Here is a 15,449-nt window from a genome sequence, read left to right on the forward strand (position 1 = left end):
TAAGCAATCATCTGGCAGAGAAAAGGCCACCCTGAACACCCTCAGTAAGGAGTCACCATGCAGGTCGCGTTTAAGCAAGTCGATGTGTTTACCTCATCAGCCTTTAACGGCAATCCGCTGGCGGTCATTATGGATGCGCAGGGGTTAAGCGACAGCCAGCTGGCCGCCATTGCCCGCTGGACTAACCTGTCGGAGACCACCTTTGTGCTGCCGCCTGAGCATGCGGAAGCCGACTATCGGGTGCGCATTTTTACCGTTGAAGGCGAGCTGCCGTTTGCCGGTCATCCCACGCTGGGTACGGCGCACGCCCTGCTGGAGGCCGGCTGGCCAACCCGCACACCCGGTGAGATTGTGCAGGAGTGCGGTGTCGGTAACGTCACGGTGAAGATTAATGAGACGGGTGAACTGGCGTTTGCCGCCCCGGCTGCCACGCTGACACCCTGGCAGGATGCACTGATGGCGAAAGCGTTAAACAGCGAGGCTTTCGATCTGACGCAAAGCCCGACGGTGGTTGATATGGGTATCCGCTGGCTGCTGGTGCCGATGACCAGCGCCGACGCGGTGCTGGCGCTGCAGCCCAGCGTCAGCGAACTTGATCGTCTGCTTAAACAGGCGGACGTATCGGGGATAATGGTGTTTGGCCGCCTGCCGCAGGGAGAAGAGGAGCAGTATGAAGTACGCGCCCTGCTGGTCGAGAATGGCAGCCTGACCGAAGATCCGGTGACGGGCAGTGCCAACGCCTGTCTGGCGCGTTACTTTGCCATGGCGGGACAGACCACGGGCTATCGTGTGCGTCAGGGCACGGCGCTGCAGCGTGCCGGTCGGGTAAACGTGACCTTCGATAGTGGCACGATCTGGATTGGCGGCCATACCGTCACCGTCATCGACGGCACAATCGCGCTGTAAGGCTGGCGGCATCGGCGGGCCGGTCTGCCGCGATGCCGCCGGGGGTTAAATGCCCTGCCCGCCTGAGGCTTCGATGCGCTGCGCGGTGATCCAGCCGGTTTCATCACTGAGAATCGCGCTGATGGCATCGCCGATGTCATCCGGTAACCCCACCCGGCCCAGCGCCGTCAGTGCAGCAATCTGATCGTTAATCTCCCGGGTGTCGCGCACCCGGCCTCCGCCGAAGTCCGTTTCTATCGCCCCGGGTGCCAGAATATTGACGCGAATCCGTCTCGCCCCCAGCTCCTTCGCCTGATAGCGGGTCAGCACCTCCATCGCCCCTTTCATCGATGCATAGGTCGCAGAGCCCGGATAGACCAGCCGGGTCAGACCGCTGGAGATGTTCAGGATGCGGCCTCCGTCGTTGATAAGCGGCAGCAGCTTCTGGGTCAGAAAGTAGGGCCCCTTGAAATGGACATTCACCAGGGCGTCAAATTCCGCCTCCGTGGTATCGGTAAACGGCTTATAGTGACCGTGCCCGGCGTTGTTCACTAAATAGTCAAAGCGATCCCGCTGCCACTGCTGCTGCAGGGCCTCTTTCACCTGCCCGACAAAGCGATCGAACTGACCGGTGTCGCCGACATCCAGCGCCAGCGCCACTGCACGCCGTCCCACCGCCTCAATCTCTTTGACAACCGCCTGCGCCTCATCGGCATGAGTGCGGTAGGTCAGAATGATATCGGTGCCTCTGGCAGCCAGTTTTAACGCGCCGTTACGGCCTAAACCGCGATTTGCACCGGTAATTAACGCAACTTTCTGATTCATCTCTCACACCTGTTGAAAAGTTGAACACGTGTTAAGGATATTCGCGAATTATTGATCTATAAACAGTGTAAAAAGCGCATCACTGTTTCAATAAAAACAACAATCGGTGAACAACATGGACAAAATTCACGCAATGCAGGTTTTTGTGCGGGTGGCCGAAATGGGCAGTTTTACCCGCGCGGCAGAGAGTTTAGGCGTGCCTAAAGGCAGCGTATCGCGGCAGATACAGGCGCTGGAGAATCAAATGGCAACCCGTTTGCTGCATCGCACTACGCGCCGGGTGCAACTGACTCAGGATGGACTGGTCTATTACGATCGCTGTCTGGACCTGCTGTCGATGATTGACGATTTGGACAGTCTGTTCCAGCACGATCCCGCCACGCTCAGCGGCAAGCTGCGGGTCGATATGTCCGTCGCGATGGCGACCGGTTTTATCCTTCCCCGCCTGCCGGAATTTTTGCAGCACTACCCTGGCGTAGAGATTGAACTGAGCAGCAGTGACCGTCAGGTGGATGTGATTCGGGAAGGCTTTGACTGTGTTATCCGGGTCGGCGAGCTGAAGGATTCGGGACTGATCGCGCGAAAAATTGGCACCCACACCTTGATCAACTGCGCCAGCCCTGGCTACCTTTCGCGTTTCGGGATGCCGGTCCGGCTGGAGGAGCTGTCGCAGCATGCGATGGTCCACTACAGCCAGCAGCTGGGCCAGGCCGCACCGGGCTTTGAATATTTTGATGGCAGACAGTGCCACTATGTTCACACCGGCGGCACGGTGACCGTGAACAGCACTGAAACCTATCGCGCCGCCTGTCTGGCAGGATTAGGCATTATTCAGGTGCCAGCGGCCGGCATTCAGCCCCTGCTGGAAAACGGCGAGCTGGTCGAGGTGCTGCATCGCTTCCCCGCCAGGCCCATGCCGATCCACCTGCTCTATCCACACCGGCGCAATGTGGCGCGTCGCGTGCGGGTTTTTATGGAGTGGCTGAGTCAGGTGCTGCAGGAGTACGTCACCTGAGCGACTATACTCTGATTTTAATGACAAACAGGACAGTGAAGGTCTATGACAGACAAGCAGGAACATTCGCAGGATACACAGCCAGAGAAACCGCTTATCGACATTAAAACCGGCAATCAGACCGTGGACCAGTCGATTGTCCGCGTGTCGCGTTTTGCCGCCTGGTTTCAGGCCATTCCGGCGGTGGCGCATTTTATCCGTGCCCTTGAGCGCTTTAACGACCGGCTCGGCAGCCAGTTTGGTGCGGCCATTACCTATTTCTCATTTTTATCGCTGATCCCGATTCTGATGGTGTCGTTTGCCGCCGTCGGTTTTGTACTCGCCTCCAATCCGGATCTGCTGACCGATATCATCAATAAAATCGTCAGCAGCATCAGCGACCCGACGCTGGCGACCACGCTGAAGAATACGGTGAATACCGCCATTCAGCAGCGCGCCACGGTGGGGATCTCCGGTTTACTGCTGGCGCTCTATTCCGGTCTGAACTGGATGGGGAATCTGCGGGAAGCCATTCGTGCCCAGTCGCGCGACGTCTGGGAACGCAATCCTGATGACCAGGAGAAGATCTGGAAACGCTACATCCGCGATTTCCTGTCACTGACCGGCCTGATGCTGGCCCTGATCATTACGCTTTCGCTGACCTCAGTAGCGGGGTCTGCCCAGGCGACCATCGTGAGCGCCCTGGGGCTGGATGGCATCGACTGGCTGCGGCCTGCGATGACCATTATCGCCACCTCGATTTCTGTGCTGGCTAACTACCTGCTGTTTCTCTGGATTTTCTGGATCCTGCCACGACATAAGCCACGCAAGAAGGCGCTGTTCCGCGGGACGCTGCTGGCGGCCATCGGTTTTGAGGTGATCAAGTTTGTCATGACGCTGACCCTGCCAAAGCTGGCAACCTCCCCTTCAGGAGCGGCCTTTGGTTCCGTGCTCGGCCTGATGGCGTTCTTCTACTTCTTCGCCCGTCTGACGCTGTTCTGTGCGGCCTGGATCGCCACAGCTAAATATAAAGACGATCCGCAGATGCCTGAAGCGGGCAGCGCAGCACGACGCAAAACGTCCTGATCTGTTAACAACAGCGGAAAACACCTCCCCTCGGCTATTTTTTATTCAGATAACAGGATGAATAGCTGAGGGGTCACTTTTATTTAGCCCTTTCACAGAGTATCCCGCCAGATATCGTCCGGTTTACCCCGGTATCACCCGGCATTCGCCGCACCACAGAAATTATCCTCTTTTTGCCCGCTGAAGCCAGGCGCGGCGCGGGTTTTCGCCATTGAATGCGGTCAGTCAGGTGCGTAAGATTCTTTGTCTGTATTTACAAATAAGAAACAGTTATGCAAGCCTCCCTCTCAGACACACTCGACAAACAGCAGGACCCCGCACCGGTTAACTCACGCAGTAAAGTGGTGATAGCCTCACTGGTCGGCACGGCCATCGAATTCTTCGACTTTTATATTTATGCCACGGCTGCGGTGATTGTTTTTCCCCATATTTTCTTCCCGCAGGGTGATGCCACCGTCGCCACGCTACAGTCGCTCGCCACTTTCGCTATCGCCTTTATTGCGCGTCCGATTGGCTCTGCCCTGTTTGGCCACTTTGGCGACCGCGTGGGCCGTAAGGCCACCCTGGTTGCCTCGCTGCTGACCATGGGGATCTCCACCGTGGTGATTGGCCTGCTGCCGGGCTATGAAACCATTGGTGTGATGGCGCCGCTGCTGCTGGCGCTGGCGCGTTTTGGTCAGGGGCTGGGGCTGGGCGGCGAATGGGGTGGCGCAGCACTGCTGGCAACGGAAAACGCTCCGGCGAAGAAGCGTGCGCTCTATGGCTCCTTCCCGCAGCTGGGCGCGCCGATCGGCTTTTTCTTTGCTAACGGCACCTTTCTGCTGCTCTCGTGGCTGCTGACTGACGAGCAGTTTATGCAGTGGGGCTGGCGCGTTCCCTTCATTCTCTCTGCCGTACTGGTGCTGATTGGCCTCTATGTGCGCGTTTCGCTGCATGAAAGTCCGGTGTTTGCCAAAGTGCAGAAAGAGCAGAAGCAGGTTCGGGTACCAATTGCGGCGCTGCTGAGCAGGCACCTGACTGCCACCATTCTCAGCACCTTTATCATGCTGGCGACCTATACGCTGTTCTATATCATGACGGTCTATTCAATGAGTTACGGCACCACGCCAGCGCCAGCGGGTCTGGGCATTCCGCGTAACAGTATGCTGTGGATGCTGATGCTGGCGGTCATTGGCTTTGGCGTGATGGTGCCGATTGCGGGCGTGCTGGCGGATCGCTTTGGTCGTCGCAAGACCATGATTACCATCACGCTGATGATTATCGCGTTTTCGTTCCTGTTCCCGGCGATGCTCGGTTCGGGTTCACAGGCGCTGGTGATGGCGTTCCTGCTGCTGGGTCTGAGCATTATGGGGCTGACGTTTGGCCCGATGGGCGCACTGCTGCCGGAGCTGTTTCCGACCGAAGTGCGTTATACCGGTGCCTCGTTCTCCTACAATCTCTCCTCGATTCTGGGTGCCTCGGTTGCGCCTTATATCGCCACCTGGCTGAATGCCAGTTATGGCTTACAGGCGGTAGGGTTCTATCTGGCGTCGATGGCGGTGCTGACACTGATTGCGTTGCTCGCCTGTAAAGAGACGCGTCACCAGACGCTGTATGACGTATAGTCCGGTGGGATGAAGGTCAGTAAAACCCGGCAGATGCCGGGTTTTTTTATGGGTTGGGTTTAGTAAATAAAGGGCGGTTCAGGGAGCATACATTTACTTCGCAGGGTTTAAAGTGTCGCCTTGAGGTTAGCCGACAGGCTCAGGGAGCATACGCCTTTCGCAAAGACGCAAAAGACGCTATCCCTGGCGGGCTCAGCGCGGGCCATCCCTGGCCCGCTATGCTTTGGCTACAGGCGTATGCTCCCATCGCTTTGAGTTGATTGGCTGTCTGTTTGAAGATCCTGCATCGTGCTAATGGGCAGGGTTATTCTGGCAGCAATGCAGAAGCTTAAGGGCACAGGGAACACGGTCAGAAGAGGAAAGCGTCCCGCGCAGGGACAAAAACGCCGGGAGCGTTTTTAAACAACGCAACGCGTTGGCCCTTTTACGGGCGCACCTCAGGGATGAGGTGCGTAATCGCGCGGGCCGAGCGGCCAGGGATTGGCTTAAGCGCCTTTCCGATCTGACCGTATTGCCTGTGCAGGCTCGGTCTCACAGCGAAGCAGACAGTGCAGGCACCATTCCACCAGCGAACTTCTCAGACATTGTCAGCAAACAAAAAACCCCGGCAAGCCGGGGTTTGTTTTGCTGAAAACGGGGGTGCCGCTTATCAGCCTGCGACAGCGATACGCTTCATGTCGGTCATGTAGCCACGCAGTTTGCGGCCCACGATTTCAATCGGATGCTGGCGAACCGCTTCGTTGACGTCACGCAGCTGCGCGTTGTCTACCTGCGTTCCCTCAATGGCTTTACCCAGGTCGCCTGGCTGCAGCGTGGTCATGAACTCTTTCAGCAGCGGTACAGCCGCGAAGGAGAACAGATAGTTACCATATTCGGCGGTATCCGAGATAACCACGTTCATTTCGTACAGACGCTTACGGGCAATGGTGTTAGCAATCAGCGGCAGCTCGTGCAGGGATTCATAGTAAGCAGACTCTTCGATGATGCCCGCATCAACCATGGTTTCAAACGCCAGCTCCACGCCCGCTTTGACCATCGCGACCATGACGACACCTTTGTCGTAGTACTCCTGCTCGTCGATCTTACCTTCAAACTGCGGCGCATTTTCAAACGCAGTTTTACCGGTCTCTTCACGCCAGGTGAGCAGGTTTTTGTCGTCGTTCGCCCAGTCGGCCATCATACCGGAAGAGAATTCACCCGAGATGATGTCATCCATGTGCTTCTGGAACAGCGGAGCCATGATGGTTTTCAGCTGCTCAGACAGCGCGTATGCACGGATTTTTGCCGGATTTGAGAGGCGATCCATCATCAGGGTGATGCCGCCGAACTTCAGCGATTCGGTGATGGTTTCCCAGCCGAACTGAATCAGTTTTTCGGTGTAAGCCGCGTCATGACCTTCCGCCACCAGCTTGTCGAAGCAGAGCAGTGAACCAGCCTGCAGCATGCCACACAGAATGGTCTGCTCACCCATCAGGTCAGATTTGACCTCTGCCACGAAAGAGGATTCCAGCACGCCAGCACGATCGCCACCGGTTGCGGCTGCCCAGGCTTTAGCAATCGCCATGCCTTCGCCTTTTGGATCATTTTCCGGGTGAACAGCGATCAGGGTCGGAACACCGAAGCCACGCTTATACTCTTCACGCACTTCTGTACCCGGACACTTCGGTGCCACCATGACGACAGTGATATCTTTGCGAATGCTCTCGCCCACTTCAACGATGTTGAAGCCGTGTGAGTAGCCCAGCGCAGCGCCATCTTTCATCAGCGGCTGAACAGCCTGAACCACCGCGGAGTGCTGTTTGTCTGGCGTCAGGTTCACCACCAGGTCCGCCTGCGGGATCAGCTCTTCGTAGGTTCCCACTTTGAAACCGTTATCGGTCGCTTTGCGCCATGAAGGGCGTTTCTCAGCAATCGCTTCAGCACGCAGTGCATAGGCGATATCCAGACCGGAATCACGCATGTTCAGACCCTGGTTCAGGCCCTGTGCGCCACAGCCAACGATAACGACTTTTTTGCCCTTCAGGAAACTCGCACCATCTGCGAACTCATCGCGCGCCATGAAACGACATTTGCCTAATTGCGCCAGCTGATTGCGCAGATTCAGTGTGTTGAAATAGTTAGCCATGGGTACTCCGGTAAGTTGTGTTTGCTTTTTTTGTTCAGGAACGGCGTGTCATGCAGCGCCGCGAATGACCCCATCATATGACAGGAATTCTGTTGCTTAAATTGATATATTAACAACGTCACATTGCAATAAATGCAACACCACCCAGAGGCGACGCGCACATGGATTTACGGGATCTGAAACTGTTTCTTCATCTGGCAGAAAGCTGCCACTTCGGGCGCAGCGCGCGTGCTATGCACGTCAGCCCTTCCACGCTGTCACGCCAGATCCAGCGGCTTGAAGAGGATGTCGGCCATGCGCTGTTTCTGCGTGATAACCGTACCGTCACGCTGACGGAGGCGGGTGAGCGCCTGCGTCAGTTTGCCCAGCAGACGCTGCTGCAGTACCAGCAACTGCGTCATGTCATGGATCTCAATGGTCCGTCGCTCAGTGGCGAGCTGCGGCTGTTCTGCTCGGTAACGGCGGCCTACAGCCATCTGCCGCCCATCCTCGACCGCTTTCGCGCCGAACATCCGCAGGTGGAAATTAAACTGAATACCGGCGATGCCGCAGATGCGCTGGAAAAAGTTCACTCCGGTGATGCCGATCTGGCGATTGCCGGACGCCCTGAAACGCTGCCAGCCAGCATTGATTTTATGCCACTGGGGCTGATCCCGCTGGTCCTGATTGCGCCCGCCTTACCCTGTGCCGTTCGCACTCAGGCTACACAGCCACAGCCAGACTGGGCACAGATTCCGTTTATTCTGCCGGACCAGGGCCCGGCACGGCGGCGTATCGATCTCTGGTTCCGCCGCTATCGCATTCCTAACCCGCTGATTTACGCAACGGTGTCGGGGCATGAAGCGATTGTCTCAATGGTGGCGCTGGGATGCGGCATCGCGTTGCTGCCGCATGTGGTGCTGGAAAACAGCCCGGAACCGGTGCGTAACCGCGTGATGATGCTGGAAAATGTTGAATCGGTCGCGCCGTTTGAACTCGGCATCTGCGTACAAAAAAAGCGGCTCGGTGAGCCGCTGATCAGTGCCTTCTGGAGCCAGCTGTAATCAGTTGCCTGACAGGAAGAAGCGGAACGCCGGGTTCTGGCTTTCATCATGAAAGTCATAGCCCAGATCGGTGAGATGCTCTTCGAAACGCGGCTCATCGCTGCCCAGTTCAAAGGCCGCCAGCACGCGGCCATAATCAGTGCCGTGGCTGCGGTAGTGAAACAGCGAGATATTCCAGTGCGTGCCAAGCGTCTGCAGAAACTTCAGCAACGCGCCGGGTGCCTCCGGAAATTCAAAGCTGAAAAGCCGTTCACGCAGCGGTTTGGAAGGTCGTCCGCCCACCATGTAACGCACGTGCAGCTTTGCCATCTCATCATCAGAGAGATCGACCACCTGATAGCCGCCCTGGGTCAGTTCGCTGATAATCTCGCTGCGCTCCTCGACGCCACGGGTCAGCCTGACACCAACAAAGATGCAGGCTTTATCTGCGTCAGCGTAGCGGTAGTTGAACTCCGTGATGGCACGCCCACCCAGCGTCTGGCAGAAGCGTAAAAAGCTCCCCTGCTGTTCCGGAATGGTCACAGCCAGCAGCGCCTCTCGCTGTTCGCCCAGCTCGCAGCGCTCAGAGACATATCGCAGACCGTGAAAATTGACGTTGGCCCCGGATAAGACATGCGCCAGCCGTTCGCCTTTGATCTCATGCTGCTGGATATACTTCTTCATGCCCGCCAGCGCCAGCGCCCCGGAAGGCTCCGCCACGGCACGGACATCTTCGAACAGATCCTTCATCGCTGCGCAGATGGCATCGCTGTCGACGGTGATAATGTCGTCAAGATACGCTTTGCACAGGCGGAAGGTCTCGCTGCCAATACGCTTCACCGCCACGCCTTCGGCAAACAGCCCGACGCGGGGCAGATCGACCGGATGACCCGCCTCCAGCGCCGCCTTCAGACAGGCTGAATCTTCTGACTCCACAGCAATCACTTTGATTTGCGGCATCAGCTGTTTAATCAGCACCGCCACACCGGCTGCCAGACCGCCCCCGCCAACCGGGACAAAGACCCGATCCAGATGCGCATCCTGTTGCAGCAGCTCCATCGCCAGCGTGCCCTGTCCGGCAATCACTGCCGGATGGTCAAACGGTGGCACGAAAGTGTAGCCGCGCTGTTCCGACAGTTCGATCGCTTTGGCTTTCGCCTCATCAAAGTTGGCACCAAACAGGTAAGCCTCACCGCCAAACGCGCGCACCGCATCCACCTTGATATCGGCTGTCGCCAGCGGCATCACGATCAGTGACTTAATGCCCAGCTTGCTGGCGGAGAGCGCCACGCCCTGTGCATGGTTACCGGCGGAGGCCGTTACCACGCCGCGCGCTTTCTGCTCTTCGTTCAGGCCGGCAATCATCGCGTAAGCACCGCGCAGCTTGAAGCTGTGCACTGGCTGGCGATCTTCCCGCTTCACCAGAATGGTGTTGCCAAGACGCGATGAGATTTTTTCCATCTTCTGCAGCGGCGTTACCTGTGCGACTTCGTACACCGGTGAACGCAACACCGCGCGCAAATACTCGGCGCCGCAGGGTGCGTCGGGTAGCGGTTGAGACTCGGCCATGGTCAGCCTCCCAGCTTGCTCTTATCGCGGACAGCGCCTTTATCAGCACTGGTCGCAAGTGAGGCGTAAGCACGCAGCGCGAACGAGACTTCACGCTGACGATTGATCGGCGTATAGGCCGCATCGCCACGTGCCTGCTGCTCTTCACGGCGGGCGTGCAGTTCGTTATCCGGCACGGCAAGTCTGATGCCGCGGTTCGGGATGTCGATCTCAATGGTGTCGCCATCTTTCACCAGCGCAATGGTGCCGCCGTTTGCCGCTTCAGGTGAGGCGTGACCGATAGAGAGACCGGAGGTGCCACCAGAGAAACGACCATCGGTGATCAGGGCGCAGCTTTTGCCCAGTCCCATCGATTTCAGATAGGTGGTCGGATAGAGCATCTCCTGCATGCCCGGCCCGCCTTTTGGCCCTTCGTAGCGGATCACGACCACGTCGCCCGCCACCACTTTGCCGCCCAGGATCGCTTCAACAGCATCATCCTGACTTTCGTAGACTTTAGCCGGGCCGGTGAAGGTCAGGATCTCTTTGTCTACGCCTGCGGTTTTAACGATACAGCCATCTTCTGCGATGTTGCCGTAAAGTACGGCCAGACCACCATCCTGCGAATAGGCGTTTTCGCGGGTACGGATACAGCCTTCAGCACGGTCATCATCCAGCGTGTCCCAGCGGCAGCTCTGCGAGAATGCCTGGGTGGTACGGATGCCTGCCGGACCGGCACGGAACATCTCTTTTACCGCCTGATCGCTGGTCAGCATGATGTCGTACTGATCCAGCGTTTCACGCATCGTCTGCTGCAGGATATTTCGGGCGCTGCTGTCGAACAGACCTGCGCGATCCAGCTCGCCGAGAATCGCGTAGACACCACCCGCGCGATGCACATCTTCCATGTGGTATTTCGGGGTACTTGGCGCGACTTTACAGAGCTGAGGCACTTTGCGTGACAGGCGATCGATGTCAGAGATATTGAAGTCGATATCGCCTTCCTGCGCGGCTGCCAGCAGGTGCAGTACGGTGTTAGTGGAACCGCCCATGGCGATATCCAGCGTCATGGCGTTTTCGAAAGCGGCCTTGTTGGCGATGCTCCGCGGCAGCACGTTGACGTCATCCTGTTCATAGTAACGTTTGGTCAGGCTGACGATGCGCTTACCGGCGTTGATGAACAGCTCTTTACGATCGGCGTGGGTGGCCAGCAGGGAGCCGTTGCCTGGCTGCGACAGGCCGAGTGCTTCGGTCAGGCAGTTCATTGAGTTCGCGGTAAACATGCCGGAGCAGGAGCCGCAGGTCGGACAGGCAGAACGTTCGATCTGCTCACTGTCGGCGTCGCTGACGTTCGGGTTGGCGCCCTGAATCATCGCATCCACCAGATCCAGTTTGATGATCTGGTCAGAAAGCTTGGTTTTACCGGCTTCCATCGGTCCGCCTGAAACGAAGATCACCGGGATATTGAGGCGCAGTGACGCCATCAGCATCCCCGGCGTGATTTTGTCGCAGTTGGAGATACAGACCATGGCGTCGGCGCAGTGTGCGTTCACCATGTACTCGACCGAGTCAGCAATCAGTTCACGCGAAGGCAGTGAATACAGCATGCCGCCATGACCCATGGCAATACCGTCATCCACCGCGATCGTGTTGAACTCTTTAGCCACACCGCCTGATGCTTCGATCTGCTCGGCGACCAGTTTACCAAGGTCACGCAGGTGAACGTGGCCCGGGACAAATTGGGTGAATGAGTTAACCACAGCGATAATCGGCTTACCGAAATCGTCATCGGTCATTCCTGTCGCGCGCCATAAGGCACGGGCACCCGCCATATTACGGCCGTGGGTGGTGGTGGCGGAACGGTACTTAGGCATGCTCTATTTACTCCAGTAAGAAAAAGCTCGCGGACGTCAGATGACGTCCGCGCTGTATCTGATTATGGATTAACCGGATCTAACCAGCCCCATTTGTCTTCGGTTTCGCCGGTGAACAGACCAAAGAAGGCCTGCTGGATGCGTTTGGTCACCGGACCACATTTGCCTTCGCCCACCTGAATGCGGTCAACGCTGCGCACCGGGGTAATTTCTGCAGCGGTACCAGACATAAACACTTCATCAGCCAGATAGAGGGATTCACGCGACAGGGTCTGCTCGCGCACTTCAATGCCCATATCACGCGCCAGGGTGATGATGGCATCGCGGGTGATGCCCGGCAGAGCTGAAGAGGTGAATGGCGGGGTAAAGAGCACGCCATCTTTCACTTCAAACAGGTTTTCGCCCGCACCTTCTGAGATCAGGCCATTGGTATCCAGCGCGATACCTTCCTGATAGCCGTGACGACGGGCTTCGCTGCCCACCAGCAGTGAGGAGAGGTAGTTACCGCCCGCTTTTGCGGCAGTTGGCAGGGTATTCGGCGCCACACGGCTCCAGGAGGAGACCATCGCATCAATGCCGTTTTCCAGAGCTTCCGCACCCAGGTACGCGCCCCACGGGAAGGCTGCAATGATCACGTCGGTGGTAAAGCCATCTGGCGGGTTCACGCCCAGGCCCACATCACCCACGAAGGCCAGCGGACGGATATAAGCACTTTTCAGTTTGTTCACGCGGATGACTTCGCGGCACGCTTCCATCAGCTCATCAACGCTGCTTTTAATCGGGAAACGGTAGATTTTGGCGGAGTCGTGCAGACGTTGCATGTGTTCACGGTGGCGGAACACAACCGGTCCTTTGTGAGAGTCGTAGCAGCGGACGCCTTCAAACACCGACGTGCCATAGTGCAACGCGTGGGACATGACGCTGACCTTCGCCTCTTCCCACTTAACCATCTCGCCATTGAACCAAATAAAGTCTGCTTTCTTCGTGCTCATTGTTATTCCCTCTCGCGGCTAGGCGCGGATTTGTTGTGTTGTCTGTTGTTGAATCTGAACGCATGCAACGTCAATCAATTTACTTAACTGCGAAGACAGTAAATCGACGGAGCGCTGGCTGGCAACGGTCATTTCAATATTAATGTTTTCCGCGTTGGCGACTGAGGCCATGTTCATAGAACAGACCTGAAAACCGCGGTGGCGCACGACGCGTAAAATGCGCTCCAATATTTCAGGGCGGAAGCGGGCTTCGATAGACAATTGATGCTGGTTCATACGGTTTTCTCCATCATGTTTGCATTGCTGGCACCCGGCGGTACCAGTGGCCAGACGTTTTCATGCTCATCAATTGCAACATGCAGGAAGTAAGGACCTTCGCTGTTCAGCAGAGCATCAAGTGCGGCGTCGACCTGATCTTTACGGGTAATGCGCTGGCCGGGAATGTTGAAAGCGCTGGCCAGCGTGAGGAAGTCGGGATTGTCAGAGAGATTGGTTTCGCTGTAGCGACCGTCGAAGAAGAGCTGCTGCCACTGACGCACCATGCCCAGACGCTGGTTATCCAGCAGCACGATTTTGACCGGCAGCTTTCCACGCTTAATGGTGCCCAGCTCCTGAATATTCATCATGATTGAGCCGTCGCCCGAGACGCAGATCACCGTATCTTCCGGACGGGCGACCTGTGCACCGATGGCGGCAGGCAAACCAAAGCCCATCGTGCCTAAGCCGCTGGAGGTGATGAAGTTCTCCGGCGCGCTGAAGGCCATATGCTGGGCCGTCCACATCTGGTGCTGTCCGACATCGGTGGTGACCACCGCGCTGTCCGGTTTGCGCTCGGAGAGCTGCTTCAGCAGCAGCGGTGCATAAATTGCCTCGCCTGGATGATCGTAGCGCCAGGCGTGACTGGCCTTGAGTGCCTTCACCTCGTCGCGCCAGGCGTCGATGTGCAAAGGCTGACTCAGCGCGGGCAGCAGCGCGTTGAGATCGCCCTGCAGTGAGACGTGCGCGCGACGTAACTTATTTAACTCTGCGGGGTCGATGTCGAGATGAATCACGCTGGCGTGCGGCGCAAAGGTATCCAGCTTGCCGGTCACCCGATCGTCAAAACGGGCACCGACCGCAATCAGCAGGTCACACGCCTGAACAGCATAGTTAGCGGCTTTGGTGCCGTGCATCCCCAGCATGCCCAGATAAACCTCGCTCTGCGCATCGACGCTGCCCAGACCTTTCAGGGTCGCAACGGCAGGGATGCCGGTTTCTTCTGCAAATGCACGCAGTGCCGGAACCGCCTGCGCCATGCCCACGCCTCCGCCAACATAGAGCATCGGTTTTCTGGCCTGGGTCATTATTGCCCGCGCCTCGCGGATAGCATGATGCGGCAGCGACTCTTCCTCCTCCACCGAAACCAGATGCGGCGCGGGTTCCCCCTGCGCAATCTGAATATCCTTGGGAATATCAACCAGTACCGGCCCCGGACGCCCTGACTGCGCCATGGCAAAAGCCTCAGCCATGATAGCGGGCAGCTCATCCAGCGACTCAACCAGGAAGCTATGTTTGGTGCAGGCCAGGGAGAGTCCCAGCACGTCGATCTCCTGGAAAGCATCAGTACCGATAAACGCAGACGAGACCTGACCGGTTACCGCAACGATCGGCACGGAGTCCATCATGGCATCAGCCAGACCGGTGATCAGGTTGGTAGCGCCAGGACCAGAGGTGGCAATACAGACACCGGTTTTGCCGGTGGAGCGCGCATAGCCAATCGCGGCCATAACCGCCCCCTGCTCATGACGGCACAGTAGGTGTTCCACGCCGCCATCGTATAGCGCGTCGTAAACCGGCATGATGGCGCCGCCCGGGTAACCGAATACGGTATCAACACCCTGCGCGCGTAAAGCCTGAACTACCCACTGAGCACCTGTCATCGCTATTCTCCTGTGTCCTGACGGGAACAACAGAATTTTATGCTACTGTTCATTGTTTGTTCCTTGCAGATTTACTGATATTTCCCCGGGTCGAAAAAAAACCCCCGGACCTTTCGGTGCGGGGGTTTTTTCGGATTCGAGGCTTGATTTTTAAGCCTTTCTTTCTCCAAGCGTTGCCCCGCACGGTAGGTTAATAACCACCACCACGCTAATCACGACCAGGCTAATCACTTGTAGAAGGGCTTTCATGTGTTGTTCAATTCTTTTACGTGTTCGAAGTAATGCCTACAGAGTTATCATAGTCAGGGGCCATAACACAACTTTTTTTGCAGGTTTTTTTTAGCGCGAGAGATTAAATCCCGTCCTATCGGTTTGTAATACAAGTAATAATTACAAGATGATAAATATTCATCACTTTACTGACGTAATGATGTTCTGCTGAATTTACGTGCAGTTTCGCAGCACGATGAGAGCCAGTGAAAGTGACCTCAATTTCTTGTGCAGTGCGTCGGAATCGTCAGAAGGCGTACTCGCTTTCCTTTTGGGTGCTGATCAGACTGATGGCAACAAGGAGT

General features: G+C 56.9%; 13 protein-coding genes. 5 read left to right on the top strand and 8 right to left on the bottom strand.

Annotated elements, in window-relative coordinates; genetic code table 11:
- The first annotated feature begins 57 nt into the window (after window positions 1-57).
- A complete protein-coding gene (locus AC6I7A_RS18675) occupies window positions 58-906 on the top strand; it encodes a PhzF family phenazine biosynthesis protein (protein ID WP_046100810.1) in 849 nt (282 codons plus the stop codon).
- A gap of 45 nt (window positions 907-951) precedes the next feature.
- Here the strand turns inward: AC6I7A_RS18675 and AC6I7A_RS18680 are convergent, their stop codons facing one another.
- Window positions 952-1,710 (bottom strand): SDR family NAD(P)-dependent oxidoreductase, encoded by a 759-nt coding sequence (locus tag AC6I7A_RS18680; RefSeq protein WP_058956902.1) that lies wholly within the window; start codon window positions 1,708-1,710, stop codon window positions 952-954.
- Window positions 1,711-1,825: 115 nt separating this feature from the next.
- Between AC6I7A_RS18680 and AC6I7A_RS18685 the strand changes: the two genes are divergently transcribed.
- From AC6I7A_RS18685 to AC6I7A_RS18695, 3 genes are all read left to right on the top strand, one after another.
- The gene (locus AC6I7A_RS18685; protein WP_058956901.1) at window positions 1,826-2,725 is read left to right on the top strand and encodes a LysR family transcriptional regulator; all 900 of its coding nucleotides are present in this window, start codon (window positions 1,826-1,828) and stop codon (window positions 2,723-2,725) included.
- Window positions 2,726-2,770: 45 nt separating this feature from the next.
- Window positions 2,771-3,790 (top strand): inner membrane protein YhjD, encoded by a 1,020-nt coding sequence (yhjD, locus tag AC6I7A_RS18690; protein WP_009087977.1) that lies wholly within the window; start codon window positions 2,771-2,773, stop codon window positions 3,788-3,790.
- A gap of 272 nt (window positions 3,791-4,062) precedes the next feature.
- On the top strand, window positions 4,063-5,394 hold the full coding sequence (locus AC6I7A_RS18695; protein WP_058956900.1) for an MFS transporter: 1,332 nt from the start codon (window positions 4,063-4,065) through the stop codon (window positions 5,392-5,394).
- A gap of 649 nt (window positions 5,395-6,043) precedes the next feature.
- Here the strand turns inward: AC6I7A_RS18695 and ilvC are convergent.
- Window positions 6,044-7,519, bottom strand: coding sequence for a ketol-acid reductoisomerase (gene ilvC, locus AC6I7A_RS18700; protein ID WP_058956899.1), 1,476 nt, complete (start codon window positions 7,517-7,519; stop codon window positions 6,044-6,046).
- A 161-nt stretch (window positions 7,520-7,680) separates the two neighbouring features.
- On the opposite strand from ilvC, the gene ilvY reads away from it, so the two are divergent.
- Window positions 7,681-8,562 carry an HTH-type transcriptional activator IlvY gene (gene ilvY, locus AC6I7A_RS18705; RefSeq protein ID WP_058956898.1) on the top strand — a complete coding sequence of 294 codons (882 nt, stop codon included), beginning with the start codon at window positions 7,681-7,683 and terminating at the stop codon, window positions 8,560-8,562.
- On the opposite strand, the gene ilvA is transcribed toward ilvY, so the two are convergent.
- From ilvA to ilvL, 6 genes are all read right to left on the bottom strand, one after another.
- Complete coding sequence (ilvA, locus tag AC6I7A_RS18710; protein WP_058956897.1) at window positions 8,563-10,110, bottom strand: threonine ammonia-lyase, biosynthetic; 1,548 nt, start codon at window positions 10,108-10,110, stop codon at window positions 8,563-8,565.
- A gap of 2 nt (window positions 10,111-10,112) precedes the next feature.
- Complete coding sequence (ilvD, locus tag AC6I7A_RS18715) at window positions 10,113-11,963, bottom strand: dihydroxy-acid dehydratase (protein WP_009087985.1); 1,851 nt, start codon at window positions 11,961-11,963, stop codon at window positions 10,113-10,115.
- A gap of 62 nt (window positions 11,964-12,025) precedes the next feature.
- A complete protein-coding gene (locus tag AC6I7A_RS18720; protein ID WP_009087986.1) occupies window positions 12,026-12,955 on the bottom strand; it encodes a branched-chain amino acid transaminase in 930 nt (309 codons plus the stop codon).
- 18 nt (window positions 12,956-12,973) lie between these two features.
- Window positions 12,974-13,231: an acetolactate synthase 2 small subunit gene (gene ilvM / locus AC6I7A_RS18725; RefSeq protein WP_008926359.1), complete on the bottom strand. Its 258-nt coding sequence runs from the start codon at window positions 13,229-13,231 to the stop codon at window positions 12,974-12,976.
- On the bottom strand, window positions 13,228-14,874 hold the full coding sequence (ilvG, locus tag AC6I7A_RS18730; RefSeq protein ID WP_058956896.1) for an acetolactate synthase 2 catalytic subunit: 1,647 nt from the start codon (window positions 14,872-14,874) through the stop codon (window positions 13,228-13,230). The genes ilvM and ilvG overlap by 4 nt, the downstream gene beginning before the upstream one ends.
- 150 nt (window positions 14,875-15,024) lie before the next feature.
- The gene (ilvL, locus tag AC6I7A_RS18735) at window positions 15,025-15,123 is read right to left on the bottom strand and encodes an ilv operon leader peptide (protein ID WP_072101316.1); all 99 of its coding nucleotides are present in this window, start codon (window positions 15,121-15,123) and stop codon (window positions 15,025-15,027) included.
- Between the last annotated feature and the right edge of the window lie 326 nt (window positions 15,124-15,449).

The sequence above is a fragment of the Type-F symbiont of Plautia stali genome (genome assembly GCF_059731105.1).

Excerpts from the sequence above, each read along its gene's own strand:
- AC6I7A_RS18675 (WP_046100810.1), top strand. The coding sequence starts at position 58 with ATGCAGGTCGCGTTTAAGCAAGTCGATGTGTTTACCTCATCAGCCTTT.
- AC6I7A_RS18680 (WP_058956902.1), bottom strand. The coding sequence starts at position 1,710 with ATGAATCAGAAAGTTGCGTTAATTACCGGTGCAAATCGCGGTTTAGGC.
- AC6I7A_RS18685 (WP_058956901.1), top strand. The coding sequence starts at position 1,826 with ATGGACAAAATTCACGCAATGCAGGTTTTTGTGCGGGTGGCCGAAATG.
- yhjD (WP_009087977.1), top strand. The coding sequence starts at position 2,771 with ATGACAGACAAGCAGGAACATTCGCAGGATACACAGCCAGAGAAACCG.
- AC6I7A_RS18695 (WP_058956900.1), top strand. The coding sequence starts at position 4,063 with ATGCAAGCCTCCCTCTCAGACACACTCGACAAACAGCAGGACCCCGCA.
- ilvC (WP_058956899.1), bottom strand. The coding sequence starts at position 7,519 with ATGGCTAACTATTTCAACACACTGAATCTGCGCAATCAGCTGGCGCAA.
- ilvY (WP_058956898.1), top strand. The coding sequence starts at position 7,681 with ATGGATTTACGGGATCTGAAACTGTTTCTTCATCTGGCAGAAAGCTGC.
- ilvA (WP_058956897.1), bottom strand. The coding sequence starts at position 10,110 with ATGGCCGAGTCTCAACCGCTACCCGACGCACCCTGCGGCGCCGAGTAT.
- ilvD (WP_009087985.1), bottom strand. The coding sequence starts at position 11,963 with ATGCCTAAGTACCGTTCCGCCACCACCACCCACGGCCGTAATATGGCG.
- AC6I7A_RS18720 (WP_009087986.1), bottom strand. The coding sequence starts at position 12,955 with ATGAGCACGAAGAAAGCAGACTTTATTTGGTTCAATGGCGAGATGGTT.
- ilvM (WP_008926359.1), bottom strand. The coding sequence starts at position 13,231 with ATGAACCAGCATCAATTGTCTATCGAAGCCCGCTTCCGCCCTGAAATA.
- ilvG (WP_058956896.1), bottom strand. The coding sequence starts at position 14,874 with ATGACAGGTGCTCAGTGGGTAGTTCAGGCTTTACGCGCGCAGGGTGTT.
- ilvL (WP_072101316.1), bottom strand. The coding sequence starts at position 15,123 with ATGAAAGCCCTTCTACAAGTGATTAGCCTGGTCGTGATTAGCGTGGTG.